23 protein-coding genes and 1 riboswitch are annotated in these 19,934 nt (G+C 52.0%); of the genes, 5 read left to right on the top strand and 18 right to left on the bottom strand.

Going from position 1 to position 19,934, the window contains the following annotated elements; translation table 11 throughout:
- Positions 1-12: 12 nt before the first annotated feature.
- The 6 genes from NGM66_RS09610 to NGM66_RS09585 form a co-directional block, all read right to left on the bottom strand.
- Entirely contained in the window at positions 13-1,200 is a 1,188-nt protein-coding gene (locus tag NGM66_RS09610; protein ID WP_208907360.1) for an NADH-dependent flavin oxidoreductase, read from the bottom strand.
- A complete protein-coding gene (locus NGM66_RS09605; RefSeq protein WP_208907359.1) occupies positions 1,197-1,490 on the bottom strand; it encodes a hypothetical protein in 294 nt (97 codons plus the stop codon). Before NGM66_RS09605 ends, NGM66_RS09610 begins: the two co-directional genes overlap by 4 nt.
- A 74-nt stretch (positions 1,491-1,564) precedes the next feature.
- Positions 1,565-1,939: a winged helix-turn-helix transcriptional regulator gene (locus tag NGM66_RS09600; protein WP_208907358.1), complete on the bottom strand. Its 375-nt coding sequence runs from the start codon at positions 1,937-1,939 to the stop codon at positions 1,565-1,567.
- Between the two features lie 192 nt (positions 1,940-2,131).
- Entirely contained in the window at positions 2,132-3,109 is a 978-nt protein-coding gene (locus NGM66_RS09595) for a cation diffusion facilitator family transporter (RefSeq protein ID WP_258115583.1), read from the bottom strand.
- A 65-nt stretch (positions 3,110-3,174) separates the two neighbouring features.
- On the bottom strand, positions 3,175-4,155 hold the full coding sequence (locus NGM66_RS09590; protein WP_208907356.1) for a serine hydrolase: 981 nt from the start codon (positions 4,153-4,155) through the stop codon (positions 3,175-3,177).
- A 97-nt stretch (positions 4,156-4,252) separates the two neighbouring features.
- Positions 4,253-5,029, bottom strand: coding sequence for a hypothetical protein (locus NGM66_RS09585; RefSeq protein ID WP_208907355.1), 777 nt, complete (start codon positions 5,027-5,029; stop codon positions 4,253-4,255).
- A 449-nt stretch (positions 5,030-5,478) separates the two neighbouring features.
- Here NGM66_RS09585 and NGM66_RS09580 point away from each other — a divergent pair, with 449 nt between their 5' ends.
- The gene (locus tag NGM66_RS09580) at positions 5,479-6,651 is read left to right on the top strand and encodes an iron-containing alcohol dehydrogenase (RefSeq protein ID WP_208907354.1); all 1,173 of its coding nucleotides are present in this window, start codon (positions 5,479-5,481) and stop codon (positions 6,649-6,651) included.
- A gap of 230 nt (positions 6,652-6,881) precedes the next feature.
- A complete protein-coding gene (locus tag NGM66_RS09575) occupies positions 6,882-7,538 on the top strand; it encodes an HAD family hydrolase (protein WP_208907353.1) in 657 nt (218 codons plus the stop codon).
- 470 nt (positions 7,539-8,008) lie between these two features.
- On the opposite strand, the gene NGM66_RS09570 is transcribed toward NGM66_RS09575, so the two are convergent.
- Together NGM66_RS09570 and NGM66_RS09565 are read right to left on the bottom strand one after the other, a co-directional pair.
- On the bottom strand, positions 8,009-8,635 hold the full coding sequence (locus NGM66_RS09570; RefSeq protein ID WP_208907352.1) for a GyrI-like domain-containing protein: 627 nt from the start codon (positions 8,633-8,635) through the stop codon (positions 8,009-8,011).
- Positions 8,636-8,711: 76 nt separating this feature from the next.
- The gene (locus NGM66_RS09565) at positions 8,712-9,182 is read right to left on the bottom strand and encodes a GyrI-like domain-containing protein (RefSeq protein ID WP_208907351.1); all 471 of its coding nucleotides are present in this window, start codon (positions 9,180-9,182) and stop codon (positions 8,712-8,714) included.
- An 80-nt stretch (positions 9,183-9,262) separates the two neighbouring features.
- Between NGM66_RS09565 and NGM66_RS09560 the strand changes: the two genes are divergently transcribed.
- A complete protein-coding gene (locus NGM66_RS09560) occupies positions 9,263-10,240 on the top strand; it encodes a helix-turn-helix transcriptional regulator (RefSeq protein WP_208907350.1) in 978 nt (325 codons plus the stop codon).
- Here the strand turns inward: NGM66_RS09560 and NGM66_RS09555 are convergent.
- The 5 genes from NGM66_RS09555 to NGM66_RS09535 form a co-directional block, all read right to left on the bottom strand.
- Entirely contained in the window at positions 10,230-10,439 is a 210-nt protein-coding gene (locus tag NGM66_RS09555; protein WP_208907349.1) for a DUF6440 family protein, read from the bottom strand. The two genes, NGM66_RS09560 and NGM66_RS09555, sit on opposite strands and share 11 nt — an antisense overlap.
- A 129-nt stretch (positions 10,440-10,568) precedes the next feature.
- Positions 10,569-11,240 carry an ABC transporter ATP-binding protein gene (locus NGM66_RS09550; protein ID WP_258115587.1) on the bottom strand — a complete coding sequence of 224 codons (672 nt, stop codon included), beginning with the start codon at positions 11,238-11,240 and terminating at the stop codon, positions 10,569-10,571.
- Positions 11,241-11,243: 3 nt separating this feature from the next.
- Positions 11,244-12,305: an ABC transporter permease gene (locus NGM66_RS09545; RefSeq protein WP_208907348.1), complete on the bottom strand. Its 1,062-nt coding sequence runs from the start codon at positions 12,303-12,305 to the stop codon at positions 11,244-11,246.
- A gap of 2 nt (positions 12,306-12,307) precedes the next feature.
- Positions 12,308-12,823 (bottom strand): TetR/AcrR family transcriptional regulator, encoded by a 516-nt coding sequence (locus NGM66_RS09540; RefSeq protein WP_208907347.1) that lies wholly within the window; start codon positions 12,821-12,823, stop codon positions 12,308-12,310.
- A gap of 132 nt (positions 12,824-12,955) precedes the next feature.
- The gene (locus NGM66_RS09535) at positions 12,956-14,140 is read right to left on the bottom strand and encodes an MFS transporter (RefSeq protein WP_208907346.1); all 1,185 of its coding nucleotides are present in this window, start codon (positions 14,138-14,140) and stop codon (positions 12,956-12,958) included.
- Positions 14,141-14,184: 44 nt separating this feature from the next.
- Between NGM66_RS09535 and NGM66_RS09530 the strand changes: the two genes are divergently transcribed.
- A complete protein-coding gene (locus NGM66_RS09530; protein ID WP_258115582.1) occupies positions 14,185-14,724 on the top strand; it encodes a hypothetical protein in 540 nt (179 codons plus the stop codon).
- Between the two features lie 51 nt (positions 14,725-14,775).
- On the opposite strand, the gene thiW is transcribed toward NGM66_RS09530, so the two are convergent.
- Positions 14,776-15,285, bottom strand: coding sequence for an energy coupling factor transporter S component ThiW (thiW, locus tag NGM66_RS09525; RefSeq protein WP_208907344.1), 510 nt, complete (start codon positions 15,283-15,285; stop codon positions 14,776-14,778).
- A 70-nt stretch (positions 15,286-15,355) separates the two neighbouring features.
- Positions 15,356-15,455, bottom strand: a riboswitch (TPP riboswitch).
- Positions 15,456-15,586: 131 nt separating this feature from the next.
- On the opposite strand from thiW, the gene NGM66_RS09520 reads away from it, so the two are divergent.
- A complete protein-coding gene (locus tag NGM66_RS09520) occupies positions 15,587-16,396 on the top strand; it encodes a hypothetical protein (RefSeq protein ID WP_208907343.1) in 810 nt (269 codons plus the stop codon).
- A 289-nt stretch (positions 16,397-16,685) separates the two neighbouring features.
- On the opposite strand, the gene NGM66_RS09515 is transcribed toward NGM66_RS09520, so the two are convergent.
- The 4 genes from NGM66_RS09515 to NGM66_RS09500 form a co-directional block, all read right to left on the bottom strand.
- Positions 16,686-17,339, bottom strand: a complete 654-nt coding sequence (locus NGM66_RS09515; RefSeq protein WP_208907342.1) for a response regulator — start codon at positions 17,337-17,339, stop codon at positions 16,686-16,688.
- Positions 17,332-18,381 (bottom strand): sensor histidine kinase, encoded by a 1,050-nt coding sequence (locus tag NGM66_RS09510; RefSeq protein ID WP_245155278.1) that lies wholly within the window; start codon positions 18,379-18,381, stop codon positions 17,332-17,334. The genes NGM66_RS09515 and NGM66_RS09510 overlap by 8 nt, the downstream gene beginning before the upstream one ends.
- Before the next feature lie 305 nt (positions 18,382-18,686).
- Positions 18,687-19,580 (bottom strand): helix-turn-helix domain-containing protein, encoded by an 894-nt coding sequence (locus NGM66_RS09505; RefSeq protein WP_208907341.1) that lies wholly within the window; start codon positions 19,578-19,580, stop codon positions 18,687-18,689.
- 11 nt (positions 19,581-19,591) lie between these two features.
- Positions 19,592-19,921 carry a metal-sulfur cluster assembly factor gene (locus NGM66_RS09500; protein ID WP_208907340.1) on the bottom strand — a complete coding sequence of 110 codons (330 nt, stop codon included), beginning with the start codon at positions 19,919-19,921 and terminating at the stop codon, positions 19,592-19,594.
- Positions 19,922-19,934 lie beyond the last annotated feature (13 nt).

Raw genomic sequence — 19,934 nt, 5'->3', positions numbered from 1 at the left:
AAACCGAAAACCCTACATTTTCTTCTCGAAGCCTTCCATCGGTGCCGCTTCATTCTGGTAATCTACCGCCGTTGCGGGATCCGTGGTGAAGTGCATGACCGAGTAAAAGGCCCCTTTCAGGTAGTATTGCATGGCAACGGGAATCTTCAGCTCCGTCATTTCAGAGGGTGACAACTGGTAACGAATGCTGGCCTCATCATGGTCTTCAACCTTTTCCATCCATTGGGGTTCGCGGATCATTTCTCGACCCATTGCGACCAGGTCGGCCCCCATCGCCAAGACTGCTTCAGCATCGGCAGGCGTTTCCACCGAACCCACACCGATCAGTGGCTTGCGGCCAGCCAATTGCGCCACAAACTTTTTCATAATGGGTTCGTGATCGGACTTATCATTCAATGAGGTCCGTTGCGCTGAACCCATGGACATGTGGACGTAATCCACAGGAGACTCGCCGAGCATATCCAGGAAGGCCAGGCTGTCAGCTAACCGAATGCCGGGTGTCTCGATTTCTTCTGGCGAGATGCGGTAGCCCAGTAAGAATGGGCGGTCCGCATAGGTGGCAATGGCGTCATGAACGCGGGCAATCACGGCCTTGGCCAATCCCATCCGTGCATCCCGGTCGCCGCCCCACTTGTCAGTCCGACGATTCGAGTTAGGAGAGAAGAACTGCTGCAACAAGTACGTGTTGGCCCCGTGCAGTTCGACACCATCAAATCCCGCGGCAATCGCCCGCCGCGTTGCCTCACCAAAAGCAACGATCAGTTCGTCAATCTCAGCGGCGGTCATTTCCCGCGGTGTTTGTGAATCAGCCGGGAAGACGGCCTTGACCGCACTGGCGCTGACCGGTTGTTGGCCCCGCAAAATGCTGTCGTTGGACTTACGGCCGGCGTGGAAGATCTGCAGGACGGCCTTGGTGCCGTTGCGCTTCATCGCATTGGCTAGGCGACTGAGGCCCTCAATGTCGGTGTCATCAGCAATCGACAATTCGCCTTCAAAGCCCTTACCACCAGCGACCACGTTGGCCACCTCACCAATAATCAGGCCCACACCACCGGCCCGAGCGCTGTAAAAGTCAATCTCGTCGTTCGTCACGTGACCGTCGTAGAAGCTAGACATGGTGGTCGTTGGGGACATGACCACGCGATTCTTTAAGGTTAAGCCATTTTGAAATGCATAGGATGTTTGAAAATGATAAGTCATTCTGATTTCCGCCTTTCTTGATTACAGGTTTGGATTGCGATTAGAATCGGCCGGAGCGTCTCGCCCGCGGTGGTCAACATCCAGCCGTGTTTCACGTGAAACATAATCAGGTGGTGCCGCCACAAGCGCCAGAGTCCTTGCCAGCATCGGTGCCACTTAGTTCCCAGCATCTGGCGCTGGAGACACCACCAATGCTGCGGCCCGTGTGCCAGCAACAATAATAGGTGCCATTCCGTGGGGCTGCCAACCAGACTTTGCGTCACTGCCAGCCCCCGAACTGTTGGGCTCATCGCGTCACCTCCTTAACGAGACCTAGCATAACTGCTGGGCCAAAATAAAAAAAGAAGGCACTTAAAAGTACCTCCTAGTTAGTCGTTAAAATATGTGTGAATCCGCTGTGATCATGGGTCACTTCCATGTCTGGTACCTCGCTGGCCCGGCGTTCACCCCACACAGACATTTGAACCAGAATCTGGCCCAACGAACGACCCAGATCAGTCAGGGCGTACGTAACCTTGAACGGCGCACGGTCGCCTAACACGTGCCGCACAATGATACCGTCATGTTCCAGTTCTCGGAGCTGTTGCGTCAACACCTTTTGCGAAATGGCCGGCAACTCCCGGCGCAGGTCACACGTCCGTTGTGGCTGATTACCCAGGTGGCAGAGCAGTTGTGGCTTCCATTTACCCCCGATAACGCCTAGCGTGGCCTCAACCCCATTGTCGTATGACTTTTTCACGTGATGACCTCCCAAATGTTTTTCCTCATTGTACGCCTTAACTGTCGATTTGGGGAGTAGGCACCTTTTGGTAAGTATCAATTTTTCATCAGCTATCAACAATTATCAATGTTTAATAATCATTAATAACTCCTAGTCATAAAAATGATTGGCCCACGACATCATCTCGTCAAGCCAATCATTTTCCAATTCCTATTCTGCCGGCACCGCCATCACGTTGGTATCGACGACCCCGAATTCGCGGCGCATGGCCGCTTCAATCTTCTCGCCCAGACGGTAGCTGTCCTGCACTTCCATGTGCGCGTCCACGGCAATTACCATGCCGACCGTGACCACGTTGCCGTTGTAGTGGGCTTTCAAATCCACGACCCGCTTGACGCCAGCGAAACGCGCTGCCATTTGGCGAAATTGTTCTTCGACTTGTGGGTCAAAGTAATCCGCCAGGTTCAAGCTACTCTCTCGGAAAATCTTGATGCCCGCCGTCAGGATAAAGATCCCGACTAACATACTGGCCACCCCATCGAGCCAGGTCAGCTTAAACGCTAGTGCCCCGCCGATGGCAATCATGGTGCCCAGGCTAGTCACGGCATCGCTCAAGCTATCTTGCGCTGCGGCCGTTAACGCCGCGTTCTTTAATTTCCGCCCGGTGCGCTTGTTCAGCCACCAGACACCCAACATGATGACCGTCGCCACGCCGGCCCCCAGCAAGGTAATCGGCTGGGGAATCTCCTGGTCCGCCGGATGCATCAAGCTTTTGATCCCGCCATAGATGACGCTAGCAGCAATCGCAATCATCACGATTCCCGTGATCATGGTAAAGACGGTCTCGTAGTGAAAACGCGTCAGTTGGAGGCGCTGGCCGCTGTGGCTGTAATCTCCCGGCAGCGGCTGCCCCATCAAGTCATCGTCGTGAATATCCCGGGCGATGTAGATGCCAATCAGTAACAGCACCGACGAGATAATGCCCGATAGATTATTAAATGCATCCGCACGTAACGTTTGCGAATGGCCAATGACCGCTAGATAAAATTCAATCACGGAAATGGCCAGGTAGGCGCCCACGTTTAGGTACAAATGGTGTTGGGCCCCATGCAGTTTGGCCAGTTCTACCTGTTGTCGGGCCTGCCACGCCGCCTGTTCCTGCTGCTGATGCTCTTGCATATTGTTCATATTGCCAATCCCTCTAATCCTCTCAGCTAGGTCCATTATAGCCCTCCTAGCTAGCGGTGGACCGTTTACTTCTCAGCCGCAAAGACCACGTGATCCACCCGTTGGCCGAGGCGATTCATCGCAGGAATCTGCTGGTCTAATCTGCCATGTTGCGACAAGGCCACGACCACCACGGCGCGCTTGCCTTGCGCAAAAATTGCGGCGTCATTTTCCACGCCGTACGTGTCGAACTCCCCCGTCTTGTTATAGACCTGACGACCGGCCGGCACGTGACGAGGTAACTTGGTGTGATTGGTGTTGGCCGCCAGCAGCTTGAGCATGGCCGCATCTGCGGTCGGTGAAATCAGCCGGTGTTGCCACAATTTCATTAATAATTGGCCCAGGTCCCGGGCCGAGGTGACGTTGTCGCGGCCTGCCGCAAGGGCTTGTTGGTCCATCATCTTTCGCCGCAAGACGGTCTGCGTGGCCCCTAACCGTTTAATTTCCTGGTTGACCGCACTTAGCCCGCCAACCCGGCGAATCACGATATTGGTTGCCGTATTGTCGCTCACGGTCATCATGGCCCGCAACAAGTCGCGGTTGGTTACCCGCGTGCCATCTGGTTGGGCCTGCAGATTCCCGGTACCCCCAACTTTATCGGCAGCACGCAAGGTGTAGGGCGCTGATAAATTGAAGGTGCCCGCGGTCACCTGCCGATAGACCGTCGCCAAAATAAATAGCTTAATATCACTGGCCGCTTTTTGCGAACGATTCCGCCAACTCAGGGTCTGTCCCCCAGTCGTCTGTATGTAGACCGCATTTTGCCCGGCGAGCTGCCCCATCGTCTGCTGGGCAATTGCTTTTAACGGCAGTTGGGGGTGTGCAGTCGACCGTTGCGTTGTCTGGTGGGCACGCACAGTTGGTGTCTTGCGCTGGGACGCTTGCCTGGTCGCGTGGTGGGTCGCGACCGATGAGCTTGCCGCCGACCGCTGCGGTGCTTGGCGTTGACAGCCCGCCGCCCCCCAGCTCAACGCGACGCAAAGGGCCAGTAACCCGGTTAATTTCATATGATCTCCTCCTCAAAAAAATGAGTTTAGGTACGACCGCCTAAACTCATTTTGTGCGCCGCGCCAAAAACTTTGGCCCCTGCGCACGTCAGGTTTACTACTGCATCCAAACTTCATTGACCAAATCACCATCATAAGAATTCCCATCGGTCAAGACGATATCGTCATCGTAAGACGTGTAGCCGTAGTAGGCTTCGTGCTCGCCATTACTCCAGGTCACGTCGATCTCCACGTTGGCATCGATGGTCTTGGTATCGTTGGTCCCCGTCGTCACGTCATAGGACAAGACGCCCGACGCGCTGGAATTCTTGATGGTCGCGGTTCCGTGAAAGGCTGAGCCGTCGTTGTTGTTTTGCACGACCGTCCCGTCGCCGTGAATCGTCAGGGTCTCTTGTTGCCGGTCACCATCGTCATCATTATAGAAATAGTAATCGCCGGTGTACTTGCTATAGCCGTCAAAACTGTGATTCGTGGTTGACGTGGTCGTCGTGTTCCCACTAGCCTGACTAGTCGACCCAGTCGTCCCAGTGGCTTGTTTCCCCTGACTCTTCTTCAGCAGAAATTTGTCATTACTCTTCTGCAAACTGAAAAATTCGGTTTTGAGCGCACCAAAGCCCTTCTTGTTCAGATCTGTCAGGTTAATCGTGCTTAATTTTTGATTAGACTTTTTATATTTGCCATCTGCATTCAGTTCCTGAGCCGCCTTGATGATCGACTCATCCTTAGCTGTTTTACCACTGGTTTTCTTGCTCGACTGTGCCTGTTTGAGCGCGTCCTTGACCTGATGGCCACTCAAGTTGGACGAACAGCCTGCTAGACCGCTGGCCGCCAATCCCACTGCCAGCAACGTGAGCCAGTGTGTGTGCTTTATCATGTGAATCCGCCTCCGTCTGAAAGATTGTTATGTATCCAATACCTCAAGTTTACGGCAAGTAGTCAACAACTACAACGACCAGCATCGAATATAACTAATTAGATAAATGGTTTCCGGTAAACGTCATTTAATGTCGTCACGGTAAATTCCAGCAGGGGGTTCACGACCCACTGAAACCTCACGCATGTGCGCATTCAATTGCGAAATCACGACCAAATGAGAACAATTTGTTTAATCTTTCATTAACCTATTTGCCATTTTGTAAGCGTTAAATAAATTTTCTTATCGACCAGCGAATACCATCAAATCAGCGATAATACCAGGTTTTATCACACAACTAACCAACTCTTTTTCGAAACCAGTTGCAAACTGTAAATTTTTTAGTTATAATTGCTTTGTGAAATTGGTACCAATGATTTTCAAAACTTCCGAAAGAAGGCATTTGTATAATGGCTGAACGTAGTTATGATTTTCTTATGCCCAGCGTCAACTTTTTTGGCCCTGGCGTAATTAGCAAGATTGGTGACCGTGCAAAGATGTTAGGGATGAAGAAGCCCGTCATCGTAACGGATAAGTTCCTTGAAGGAATGGAAAACGGTGCGGTTGAACAAACGCTCGACTCCTTAAAGGCTGCTGGTGTTGACTACGTTGTCTACAACAACGTTGAACCGAACCCTAAGATTCGGAACATCAAAGAAGTTAAGAAACTTTACGAAGAATCAGGCGCCGACTCCATCATCACTGTTGGTGGGGGCTCTGCTCATGATACTGGTAAAGGTGCCGGCATTATCTTGACGAATGGTGACGATATCACCAAATTAGCCGGGATCGAAACGCTGGACAAGGCTTTGCCACCATTGATTGCCGTTAACACAACTGCTGGGACGGGTTCAGAATTGACTCGTCACGCTGTTATCACGAACGAAGAAACCCACTTGAAGTTCGTTGTCGTTTCATGGCGGAATATTCCGTTGGTTTCCTTCAACGACCCAACTTTGATGCTGGATGTGCCTAAGGGCTTAACTGCCGCAACTGGGATGGACGCCTTCGTGCAATCCGTTGAACCTTACGTTTCCGTTGACCACAACCCAATCACCGACTCACAATGTATCGAAGCCATCAAGTTGATTGAAACTTCCTTACGTGAAGCCGTTGCCAATGGGCACAACCTGGAAGCACGGACTAAGATGGTCGAAGCTGAAATGTTAGCCGGGATGGCCTTCAACAACGCCAACTTGGGTTACGTTCACGCCATGGCTCACCAATTGGGTGGTCAATACGACGCGCCTCATGGTGTTTGCTGTGCTTTGCTCCTGCCTTACGTTGAAGAATACAACATCATCGCTTGCCCAGAACGCTTTGCTGAATTAGCTAAGATCATGGGTGAAAACACCGATGGTTTATCCACGCGTGACGCTGCTGAATTGTCCATCAAGGCCATGAAGCAATTGTCAGAAGACGTTGGTATTCCAAAGTCCATCAAGGAAATCGGTGCAAAGCCAGAAGACTTCGAGCTGATGGCCGAAAACGCCTTGAAGGACGGGAACGCCTTCTCCAACCCTCGTAAGGGGACTAAAGAAGATATCATCAAGATCTTCCAAGCTGCTTACGACGCAAAATAACCAGACAACTAGCGCGACGATTGCGGCCAGTCCCGTAATCACTCGCGATACTCCTTGCAAACACCAGGGTTGGGGTTAACCGCCCGACCATGAAAATTGACGGCCCACTGGTTACCCCCTCGTGGTCGTCATCAAAAAAACAAGATTGATTGTGTATGACATCTTAAAAACCACCTTTGCGGGTGGTTTTTTTGCTTATGCGCGATTTAACTACTGAGGAAGTTCTTACTATGAAAAAATTTTTAACCTTTGATTGCTACGGCACGCTTCTCCGTGAAGAAGGGACTTACGCCGAGATCGTCCGCGCAGCCCATCAGATCGGGGTGGATGTTAAATTAGCGCGGCAACGGTTCATCACTTATCAGGCTGACCGCAACAACATGCATCCCTACCTGGACTACGACCTTTTAACGCGTAATAACCTGATTCATCTGGACTATCAGTTTGGCCTCAAGCACCAGTTCGAACGCTATTATCCGGAAATCCTGATGGCACACCGGGACCTGACACCATTCCCAGAAGTCATCGCGACCCTGAAGACCCTGCGTGAGCGCGGCTATCATTTAATCATGATGTCCAATTCCAGTTGGGATATCATTCCAGCCAACGCCGATGCGCTTCAGGTGCCTTTTGACATCTGGACCGCTGAAGACGTCCACGCGTATAAGCCGGACCACACCTTCTTCAATGCCGTCGATCAGCACTATGGGTTTACCCCAGAGAACCACTGGCACATTGCCCAAGGGTATCCGAGTGACATTGTGCCGGCCAACGACTTACAGTGGCCATCCATCTGGGTCAACCGTGAAAATGCCCAACCAACCGCAGCCGCCCGGCCAACACACATGGTCACCACGCTGGATGAAGTGTTGCAGTGGTTGCACTAAATATTTTACTGTTAACATATCAAAAGCATACACGTATTTTTACGGAGGTTGGTTACACCCCTGTATACCAAAAGGGCCACTCAATTGAGCGACTCTTTATTTTTGTAATTAACTAAAAGTTTCAAGTGCAAATGTTTTCTGACTAATCCTCAGTCAACGGGAGTACAAGTATTAATCTAATTTACCACCAGTACCTGTCAGACAGCCCAATCACAATTAGGAGTAGCCACGCCGGAACAGCAATACCCATCCACATTAAGGGCATTCTGCCACGTAGCCGAGAGTGAGCTAAATTTGTACTCAGCCGTGGGCGTTTTCAAGTGACCTACTTGGAAACGGGCGTCTGCGAGACGTGCTTTTCGGCTCGAAGCGAGGTTGAAGACCGCTCTTTGGCTTCGACCGGTCCTTCCCACAGCGTCACGGTCCAAATTTGGCGAACGGTAAGGCGGCCAGTGCGAGCCGTGCTGCATTCACTTAGGCGCGACCCGGTATCGCAACACCGTTTTGGCCTTCTCCGGCGCAGTTCGCCGGGGATCTGTCAGGTAGATCTCGCGGTGCCAGTAGTCGCCCATGATGGGAACGACTTTTAGCTGTTGCTCAGTTAAAATCGTCTGCAGTTTTGCAAACGTTGCTGGCTCATCGTCAAACGGTCCATGATGCACCGTCTGCAGGACGCGGCCTTCTGCGTAGGTTTCCCAGGTCACCTTAGCCAAATAAGGATTCGCTTTCTTAGCCTGAACAGCGGCCAATGCCCGGTCAAAATCACGTTCGGTCAATCGATCTGGCTGACGTAACATAATTTTATAGCTTAACGCAGCCTTGTTCAGGGTCGCGCCTCGTGACCCATCGGTAGTCGTCCACACGCCTTCTAGGGGATAGACCGTGTACACGTACGGTTCGCCAATTTCACCGCGCTTGAGTGCCATGCGCAGCTGATAAGCGACCGGATACAACGCCGCGACGTGTTCACCAAAGTCCGGCTGGTTGGGGTCCCCAGTCCCTGTAAGCGTGATAAAATTCATTGCGGGTAATGTCAGTAACGTCGGTGCTTTGGGCAAGTACCACGCCTTTTCTGCTTTACGCCATTCGTGTTTCACGGGAAAGCCTCCTCGTATTTTACTTTTTTCATTATACTAAAAAATCGTCAGCCATTTAAACCGACGATTCCCCCAATTATTTAGCAACTAATGGTACCAGCATTTCACCGTGGATGCCTTGGTCGTCGCTGCCCGTGACGTAGGAGGTGTTGGGACCACCCACGTAAGCGTAGTCGGTCAACTGGGGTAGGATCTCGCCAAAGGCTGGCCCTTCCAGACTGTTGTACAGCCCCATCTGGTCCGTAGCACTGCCTGTAATGACCAGATACTTACCCGCTGGAAATTCAATCAGCCGTTGGCCCGTTGCGGCCGTGGCATCCGTCGCGACCTGCCGTCCGGCATAGTAGTGGAATTCGCCGTTGATGGCTTCATTCACGGCAAACGGATAGTCGTTGATTCCTGCTAAATTGTCCAAGGCGTGATCTGCGTTGATCTTCTGCCAGAAGTCCGTCTTCTGTTGCCCCATCGTGGGAAAGTCCCCAGTTAAAACGGTATCGATTCCTAAAACAGTGAACGCCGGTTTGGTTTCAATCGTGTAATTTGCCATGTTGTGATGGCCTCCTTTAGATGATAGACTCAGTATACACAGAAATGGTTTCAAAAACTGACACCATTAGGAGGGCTATCATGAATAAAACGGCACGGGTCAATACCATGATGCGCTACATCAATAACCGCCAATTCTTTACGATTCGCGAGCTCATGGCTCAGTTTCACGTTTCCCGGAGCACGGTCATTCGAGATCTGACAAACATCCAGGAACTTGGCATGCCGCTAACGGCCAGTGTTGGCCGCGATGGCGGGTACGCGGTCATGCAAAACCAGCTACTGCCGGCCGTCCAGTTCAATAGTGAGGAGCTCAAAGCCCTGTTTGTCAGTTTTCTTGCGACGCGCAACACCCAACTTCCCTATCTCAAAAATCGCAATACCTTAACGGAAAAATTGGTGGCCATTGCCTCGCAGACGCAGCAAGACGACCTCCTGACGCTGCAAGAATTACTCGTTTTCAGCCACACCAATCCTGCCAACACCAAGCTGACGGAATTGACTGATTTTGCGCCGCCCATGTTGAAGGTCTTACTGAACCATTGCCTGACTACTCGCCAGCTTCACCTGACCCTCGCCGATGCCACTGTCACGGTTTGGGTCCGTCACGTGTTTAATCGCCAGGAAAACTGGGTCGTGGACGCCTGGGACCTGACCACGAAACAATTTCGTGAGATTGCGGTGACGACGATCAAATCAGTCATCCCAGTTGCCGCAGACCAAGCGCTTCCTACCACCACCATCACGGCGGCAATCAAAGCGGCTCGGCCACGGCCCAACGTTGTCCTTCACCTGAAAGCGACCGCCATCAGTCAGTTTCGCCATCATCCCCACCCCACAGAACCGCTACAATTTCAGGATATGTATCAGCAGACGGCTAAGCTAGACTGTTATTTGCCGCTGGACCAGCCACAACAGCTGGTAGACTTTGCCCGGTGGTACTTATATTTGGGCCAAGACGCAACGTTGCTAACGGCGCCAGCCGCCCTAGTGAACGCCATCCGGACGGAATGTCTGGCGCGTTTGGGGGACTTACCTGGGTATCAACTCAATCAGTAATCTTACCATTTCTCTGTTTTAACAACGGCTTGCCTTCAGCGTCGACCAACACCGTCATGCCTGAACCTAACGTGGCGTACATTCCCAGTAAATACTGGACGCCCGTCTCGCGATCCGTGATGATTTGCACCGTCGTCGCGCCATCTGTCTTGGGTGTCTCAACCTCAAACCGATTCGCTGGCTTTTCTTTTCCAAACATATGAGATAACCTCCTTTAGTAATGCACTTAGTTTACCATGTTTCGCTCAAAAAAAGCGTGAGAATCAACCAGCACTTACTGGTCTGATTCCCACGCTTTAGTGGTCCTTCACCCACATGATTAACTATTTTACGCTAACGCCATTTTGCCGTCCATTATCGTATAAATCTTATCGGCAAATGCCCGGAGCCGTAAGTCGTGGGTGACCACCACAATGGCCTTGTGATGCTGCTTAGCCAGGTCGTGGAGCAGTTGGCCCACCACCTTGACGCGCGCACTATCCAATGCCGCGGTCGGTTCATCCGCCAAGATGATATCCGGATTTTGGTATAGCGCTCGAGCAATGGCCACCCGCTGCGTTTGCCCGCCAGATAACTCGGCCGGGTACTGTTGCGTCAGCTGACCAATACCCAATTGGTCGAGCAATGCGGTCAGGTCAGCGGCGGTCAGGTTGCCCTGTGGCTTCACCCGGTCGACCAGAGAAAATTGGTCTTGAACCGTTAGATAGGGCACTAGATTGTAGGCTTGTAAAATAAACCCAATCTTATTCAACCGCAACGCGTCTCGCGCCTTGGTCGTGAGTTGGCCCAATGATTGCGCTTGGACCTGCACCTGACCGGTCGTGGGCGTCTGAATGCCACCGGCAATCGTGAGAAAGGTGCTCTTACCCGAACCAGACGGGCCTAACACCAGGCTGACTTCTCCGGCGGTGGCACTAAAATTAATATCGTGGAGCACGGTCACTTCATTTGTATCGTGGCCAAATTTTTTACTGATATGTTCCAATTTTAATGCTGGCATCATCTAGCCTCCAATCACGCTGACGGGGTCAACGCGCAAAATCAAACGAACGGGAATCAAAGCGCCAATTACGCCGGTCAGTAAAATGCCGGCCGTGACACCCCCGAGCAACGGCAAGTTAAAGCTCATCGGCACCCCTGCAGGCAGCGCTAAGACGGTCACCGCGGTCAACAGGGCACCAATCACCAGGCCCCCGATGACCAGCAACATTGCCTGACTGATTGTGGTCTTGACCAGGACGCTGGCCGGAATCCCTTGGGCCCGCAACACCGCATAGTTCGGCAACTTTTGCATGGTTAAAATGTACAGGAACACGGCGATTACGACCATCGCGATGACCATCAGAAAGGCAATCATGAAGGTAAAGGTCGTGTTCTGCGCTGAATAGCCCGGCAATTTATTAATAAATTGTTGGCGCGTCAAGGTCTGCACACCGGCCGTCTTCGGGGCAAACTGGGCATTGTTGGACACCACCCCATTGGCCTTAAAGTTGGCAGTCACGTGGCTTAACGTCCGCCAGGTGCCCAGGGACCCGTAGATCACCGGTGCCACGCTCAGCTTGGCGTTGTGGGTAAAGCCGACGATTTCATACTTACCATCGGCGGCATTCAGGCTCACCCGGTCGCCCAACCGGTAGCCGTTGTCATGAAAGCTATCGTCGACCAGAATCTGCCGGGATGTCGTTGGTTTATGACCACTGGTAACCTGGAGACGGCGCGCCACGAATTGGTTGGCTTGCAACCCCATGAACTGCGCGGATAATTTTGGCTGACCAGCCGCCTTGGCCACGACGCCCGCCTGGCCGATATAGGCTTCGTTAGCAGTCATGTTAAGTTTAGCTGTCGTCTGCTTTGTCAGTAGCGACTGCGACAGGCTCTCATTCGCATCACTGTTGAGCACGATCTTGCTCGCGCCCCAGCTGCTGATGGCCTGCGTGTTTTGCTGCGCGAGGCCGTATGCCAAGCCGCTCAACACGAAGACCAGATAACTCACCAACACGACCATCCCCACAATCAAACCGTAACGCAATTTTTCGTGACGAATTTCTTTTAACGCTAAAAACATGTTCAGGCCTCCTTCGCCAATAGTTGCAGTGCCTGCTGGAACCGGGCCAGTTCGGCCGCTTGCGTATCTGGCCGCAACATCACGGCCTTAATCGTGGCGTGACTGAGGATCATGGCCGCCCAGTCCGCGGCGGGTAAGTCCGTCGGGACGGGCCGCGCCGGTAAAAGGCTTTCGTTCTCCCCGTAGTGGCGTTGAATGAGCTCATCGTATTGGCTACCAGTGAAGTGCGTCAGAAATGCCGTCACCGCTTGGTAGTAGCGCTGCGGGTCAAACGGCCCCTGGGGTGCGGTCGGCACGCCTTGATGAACGGCGGCCATAGCCACGCGATACAGTGTTTGGTAGGCATCCGTTAGGTCAGCAAAATATTTATAAAACGCGCCACGGGCAATGCCAGCGGCTGAAACGATTCGCGCCACCTGGGCGTCGGCTAGGCTGTGTGCTGAAAATTCTTGTAGTAGGGCCGCCATCACGCGGTCTTTTTTCTCTGCATTTAAATGGTCAAATGTCTGGGTTGGCATGGGTTTTCGCTCCTTTTCGTTCCGAGAGTGACACGGTGTCACTTTAATCGATGCCTGTAGTTTAGCACGTGGGTGACACCGTGTCAACTTTTACTCAAAAGAAAAACCCGCCGACTATGCGACGAGTTTCGTTCAATCAGTAGCTAAGTGTTTCGGTTCACCGATGATCAGGTGGCCGGCAATCGCGATAAGTAAGAAGACGACCGCAACGCCACAGACGCCTAGCCAACCGGCGTGACTCCACGCCCAGGTGGCCGACAACGTGCCAATGGACCCACCTAAAAAGTAGCTGAACATGAAGACAGAGTTGTTACGGCTACTCTGCTGGCGATTCAAGGATTGGACGATGGCTTGGCAGGAGACTTGACTGAATTGGGTTCCCAGGTCCAGCAAGACGATGCCGATGATCAGACCGCCAATCCAGTGGCCAATCAGCCAAAAGATCACGAAGGCGACACCGGAAAAGAGCATCCCCAGCCCCACCGTCAACCGTGGGGAGCGTTGATCGACCATGGTCCCAATCACGGGAGCCGCCAAAACGCCGGCGATACCCAATAGTCCCAGCAACCCGGCAACGTTACTACCTAGATGGTATTGTGCCGCCAAGTAAAAGGCTAACGTGGACCAGAGCACGTTGGACATGCCAAACATGCAAAAGCCGTTGATGGCTGCCCCACGTAAAGGCCGCTGGGTCGCGAATAACTTGGGGAGCGTCCGAATGACCGGCCAGTATTTCAAATCCTGATGACCTCGTTCGTCATGGGGTAATTGAAAGTGAACGACGATCAGGAAGATCAGGTCGATGGCCGCTGCAACCAAGTAAATGTCTTGCCACGGCATGATGCTCCCTAGTAAACCACTGAAGGACCGTGACAACAAGATCCCCGTCAGTAGCCCACTGAGCACGATGCCCAGCACCTTGCCCCGCTGCAGGCCAGGGGCTAAATACCCGGCATAGGGGATGATGATCTGTGGTGCCACCGAGGTGATCCCCACCAGCGCCGTCGCCACGGCAAAGATGCCGGCGTTCGGCGCCCAATGGGCCAGTAATAAGGATCCAATCGACAGTACCATCATGAACTGAATCAGATGATAGCGGTCAAAAATATCTCCCAAGGGGACAATCAGTAACAGACCAAATGCATAACCCAGTTGTGTGACCATCGCCAGCATCCCAACGACGGCCTTAGACAAATTAAAGTCTGCGGCAATCAGGTTTTCAATCGGTTGAATAAAGTTCAGATTGGCGACGATGACCCCGGTCACCACCGCCATCAATAAAATGGTTTTCTTGGATAATGTTGCTTGCTCTTTCACTTCGCAAATCCCTCCTAACAAAAGTTTAGAACTTTTGCTAGAAAATGGCTACCACCATTCGTCGATGGTACCGGTTACGTGAAAAATTTGATATACTGGCACTATCGGAGGGGATTAATTTGCACAAATTACTAACAGGTACCATCCTGGCTTTAGGTCTGGCCATCGGCGTCAGCGGCACCACCACGGCGCAGGCAGCGAAATGGACCACGGGGACGCCTAAAGTCATGCGCGGCGTGTGGTACGCCAAGCCGCGGGTCCAACGAAAGGGCCACGACACGACCGTCACGAATAACGCCATGATTCTCACGCCCAAGTGGCTGTACGTCATGTACGACTACGGCAATCACGACTATGGCGGCAATCGCTTAGCCTACCGGAAAACCGGGAAGCAATATCGGCTGCGAGCCTATGATCGATTGGACAAGACCTGGTCTTACACCAAGCTGCAGCGGACCGGAAAAACCGTCACGCTACAAAAATATGGGACTAAACGAGCTGGTCACCGCTTCATCGCGCAAGCTGGTAAGTCCTATCAATTACAGTTTCAGACCAAGATGAGCGCGCATCTATTGGCAAAATAAACGAGAGCATCCTACGTGTACGTAACGGCAATCGCCGCTACGCACGCGTTTTTATTTGCCCTGCAATTTGTGCAACCGCGGTGCGATTACGGTTGGCCACATGGCCTTCAGTAACGCGTAGCCGATAATCACGCCGACCAGCGCACTCATAAAGAAGCTCGGCAGGAACAACCAGATTGCCCCCGTTGTCCCCATCAGCCAAGCCGCCACGGGATAGGCTACAAAGGCCCCTAAGATGCCAGACCCCACCAGCTCACCCAGCGCAGCGGCCAGTAACTTACCTGTTCGCTGGAACAGCCAGCCACTTAAAAAGGCCCCAATCATACTACCCGGAAAGGCCAAAACGGTCCCGGTTCCCATGATATTACGAATCACCGAGGTCAAGAAGGCCTGGGCCAAGGCCCACCACGGTCCCAGTAAGACCCCGCTTACGACATCGATCAAGTGTTGCACTGGCGCGACTTTGGCCACCCCAATGGCAAATGAAAAGGCACTCCCACCGATTACCGCTAAGGCCACCAACATGGCGGTCAGCGTCATCGGATAGACTTTCTTCGACATAATACCCACATCCCTACTTAGATTTACCAAAAAAGTCCCCGTTCCCCACGACGACGGCTTTCCTGATGACCCAGTAGACCGACCACTTTCCTACGCGAGTATGAACTCAACAGGTTCGAAGGGATTGGACTTGGTCCATCTCAGCCACACTGGCACCCCTAGTGTCTTTTTTAGTTGTGCCCAACTATACCGGGTCTGGCCGGCAATTGCAACTCATAATATGCTGTACTGATTCGCAGTTTATGCGATTATTCCGCCGAATTGTTTTCGGTCTGGTATACTAAGTGGCGGAGGGGATTCGATGATTAAAAAGATTGTTACCATCACGGCCGCCACACTGTTTTGCGGTCTTATTTTACCAGCCACGGCACACGCCAGTCGCTACACGATGGCCGACCACATCACGTTTCAGACCGGTCCGATGTACTACCACAACAAGAACAGCCAATCACATACCATTTGGAACTGGTCGCACTCACGCAAGCTACATAATCTCAAGAATTATCCGCACACGACCTGGGTCGTCAAACAAACGGCGCTGTTCATTCACGGCACCCATAAGGCCCGCTACTATTACGTGGTCAGCAAGAATAAGCGAACGGCTGGTTGGGTCTGGCACGGCTTCTTACAATCCGGGACTTACCGGCGCCAACAACTCACAACTGATGGGCTAAAATTGTCGTCGCAATTGACCAACGGCGATGACAGAACGTTGAAAAACTTCATGATCACTAAGCTCCAAAAAGATGGCTACGACTACAATAACCAGTTGGCCATGATGTTCGACTACTACCGGTCCAACGACCTGACACCGGCACAAATGTCTTACGCCGCTGTCATCAACCTGGTCCGCATCAAGGGTCTCGACCCTACGACCATCTCGGATGCCAGCCAGGACAACGTCTTACACCTGGCCAAATTGATCGATCCGAAGAAGGGCGACGCAACCTTAGAGACCACGGGGAAGGGTCAATTGGGTGTCCAACTGGTCCAAACGATTGAGCAGGCTCTGGACGCTCATCACGCCAAAACGTACCTCCTGGACGTGAAGCTGAGCGGCAGTCTGACTGCCGGCACGCCTCATTTACAATATACGTTATATATGAGCTAATTAACAAAATGATGACGACTTTTAACGGCCGCCATCATTTTTTATTGCCATTTTTATGGCTATTCACGCTAGGAACGCCAGGTAATCAAGCCCCTTTTCGTCAAATCGCTAACCCCAGAGACCAATTAACCCCCAACCAGGTTACTAGTTAACGCACCCCACAAACGGTTGACAGTCTGGTATACTGAACCAACCAGCTGTTCTCACCCCTAGCAGCTGGGTTCACTTGCTGGCTTGCTTATCTTGCTCAAACAGCGTCTGGGAATCTCTCCCGGACGCTGTCGTGTCTCTAAAATTCAATTAGCTTATGATGAATTGCATACCGTACCAGATCCACGTGAGAATTCAGTTCCAATTTGCGCATAATGCTGGCCTTATGGGCCTCAACCGTCTTCGTGGTGATGTTGAGCTTGGCCGCGACTTCCTTATTGGAATACCCCAGCGCCACCAGGGGCATGACCTCCCGCTCCCGTTTGGATAGCGGGCTGTGTCCCCACAGGTTCGTCTTGTCCACGTCAGACAAGATATTCTCAATGTCTGACTTCAACAGGATCACGTTCTCGTCCACGTAATGTCGGCCAGTAACGATGGTCGTGATGGCATTAATGATTTCCGCATCTGGCGAGCTCTTCAAAACATAGCCCGCCGCCCCATTCTTAATGGCTTGATCGACATAATCTTCCTCACCATGCATCGACAGGATCAAGATCCAGATCTTGGGATACTGATTGTGGATTCGTTTAGTCGTGACCAGTCCGCTTTCGCCCGGCGGCATACTCAGGTCCATGATAATAATATCAATATCACCCTGACCAGCCCGAGCAAACGTATCGTTACCATTTGCGGCCTCCGCAACCACCTGATAATCCGCCTGTTGGTCAATAATATTCTTCAACCCTTCACGCACGATGGCGTGGTCATCCGCTACTAAGACTTTATACATTTTGTAGGCTCCCCTTACTCGTGCAAACGGGGAACTTGACCTGCACGGTAGTACCCGCTCCCGGTTGCGAATTTAACGTAAAGACCCCATTGAGCGCTCTGATGCGGTCACGCATGTCACTCAGACCAAGCGAATGGCCGTTGAACTGCGTGTGTTGACTGACGTCAAAGCCATCCCCATCATCAATGATCTGTAGCGTTATGAAGTGATGGTGCTCGACCAATAAAATCATAATTTCTTGGGCATTAGCATGTTTCAAGGCGTTATTGATGGCCTCTTGTGCCACCCGATACATCGCACTTTGAATCGCGCTAGACAACTTTTCTGGGGCCGCGTTGCCACTCACCGAAATTTGAATGCCAGTGGTGGCTTGTAGCCGCGTCGCCAGTGCCCGCAATGCCGCGAACAAGCCGAAGTCATCCATGACGGACGGCCGTACCGTCAGCGCCATGTTCTTGACCTCCGCCAAAGTGGCCTGCAACTGCTGCGTAATGGCCGCCGCTTGATCAGCCCGCTCAGTAGCGCTCAATTCACCACTCGCCAAGCGTTTGACCCCGGTCGTCGCAAAGTACAACCCTTGGGCAATATTGTCGTGCAAGTCCGCCGAGATTTGATGACGGTCGGCCTCGTTGGCCCGTACGACGACGCGATTGATCTCGTCGTGTTGCGCCAACCGCAAGCCCCGATTGACTGAACTACAACTCTTTAACGTTAAGGAAGTGATGTGCGCCGCTGTGTCCAGCGCTTTATAAAACATCAAATACCCCGCATCGACCGAATCATCTTCTTCGGCCAAGACCGGGACCACTACTTCGTGCATCTGCTTGACAACTTCACAGGTCGGGCAATCCGTTACAGGCTGTCCTTGCCGGTCGACTGCCGCTTGCGCAATTTCATATAAGTAATGCGGATCAAAGTTCAACTGTGCTTTCAAACACCGCGCTGCCTGATTACACGCTAACATCTCATCTTCTCGGAATAAAATAATGGCAACGGGGGCATTTTCAAAGTAACGCGTGATCCACTTCTCGTTCTCATTCAAAGCCCATCCTCCTGTCCTATTTCTGGTTGACTACTTAAAATATGTAGATTGCCGTTAATCAACAATGGTCATAACCGTTTAGCGGCCTACCTTCCTATCCCTGTAGTATACCATATCGTCATTAAAGCGGTTACAGTTATTGGCGTTTCTTGTGCCGTTGCACATAAAAAGTGGGCGGTTTGTGCAAACACCCACCTTCTGGTTAGTTGTCATTCTTAACTAATTAATGACATCGTTCCAACAAAAAAGCGCGCCGCCAACAGCAAGCACGCTTTCTTCGTAGCAATCGCCCACACTTGATTGCTTCACTTATTTTCCGCCACCTGCCGGTTATACTGGCACTTCAACGCCGCCAGCTTCACCTCAATGACTTCATTTTGATTGATACGGGTAAAGGCCAACGTCTCATCCATCAGCCGTTGAATCGTCGCTGGTTGTTTCCCTTGATTGACCGCATTTTGCGTCGCTAGAAATTTCAACCGTGGCAGGTAATAGGTCACCCGTTCATCCGAACACAGCTGCACACCGGTATCGACCAGCTGATTGCTCAGCCGGTATTTCTCCTGACCCGCATAGAATTCGGCGGTGAAGAAGATCAGTGTCAGCATGCGCAAGTAGTATTGATTGGGCTCATCCAGATGGTCGTCTGGGTGGTAGGCCTTGATGTGTTGATAGACCTTTTCAAAGTAGAACTCTGCCTGCTGTGTCTCTTGGTGCCGAGCGTACATGATGCCCGACCCCAGAAAAGCCAGCTGGGTAAAAATCGTTTGGTGTCGTTCGTCTAAATCATTTAAGATCTGCGCGAAGTCAAAGAGAATCTTGTCAGGTTGCTGATTGACGAGGGCGTTCACGCAACCGCGCAGGTAACAGAACTGCATCTTCACGTTGATCTCATCGATTTGGTTGATCTTGATTTTAGCCAGCTGCTTTAAGACAGCCTGGTAGTTTTCCATCATCAGTTCCTTTTCGATGTTATCCAGGTCGTGACGCAGCTGAACCGCCGTCTCCGCGCTTTCCTGGTACAGATCATCCACCGTTAACCCCAACCGCACACAGAGTTTGCTCAGAATCGTCAACGACGGAACGCGGTTATTATTTTCAAATTTACTGAGCGTCGCCTGCGTGCAGATTCCCGTACACAGCTTGACTTGGGAAATCTTGAGGGCCTTGCGGCGAGCCACAAAGATGCCAATATTCATTTACCTCACCCTTATTCGTGAATACCTAAAGCGACTTTGGCGTAGCGGGTCATCTTGGCCATGTCCCACGCCGGTTCCCAGACCAGGTTGATCTCGCAGTGTTCCACGCCTTCAACGGCCGTGACCACTTGCTTGATAGCCTCGTCCAAGACGTGTGTCAGCGGACAACCCATGGTAGTCAGCGTCATATCGACCCGACAAGTATCGCCCGTCACCGTTACGTCGTAGATCAAGCCCAAATTGACCAGGTCAATGCCCAGTTCCGGATCAATGACCATTTCCAGTGCCTTCATGACTTGAGATTCCGCCGGCGTTAACTGTTTTTCTTCATCCAATATCATCCGTTGACCCTCC

Origin of the sequence: Levilactobacillus yiduensis (assembly GCF_024718525.1) — a bacterium.
Taxonomy (GTDB): domain Bacteria; phylum Bacillota; class Bacilli; order Lactobacillales; family Lactobacillaceae; genus Levilactobacillus; species Levilactobacillus yiduensis.
The sequence above is the reverse complement of the archived record's forward strand: the minus strand, read 5'-3'. Positions and strand labels throughout refer to the sequence as shown.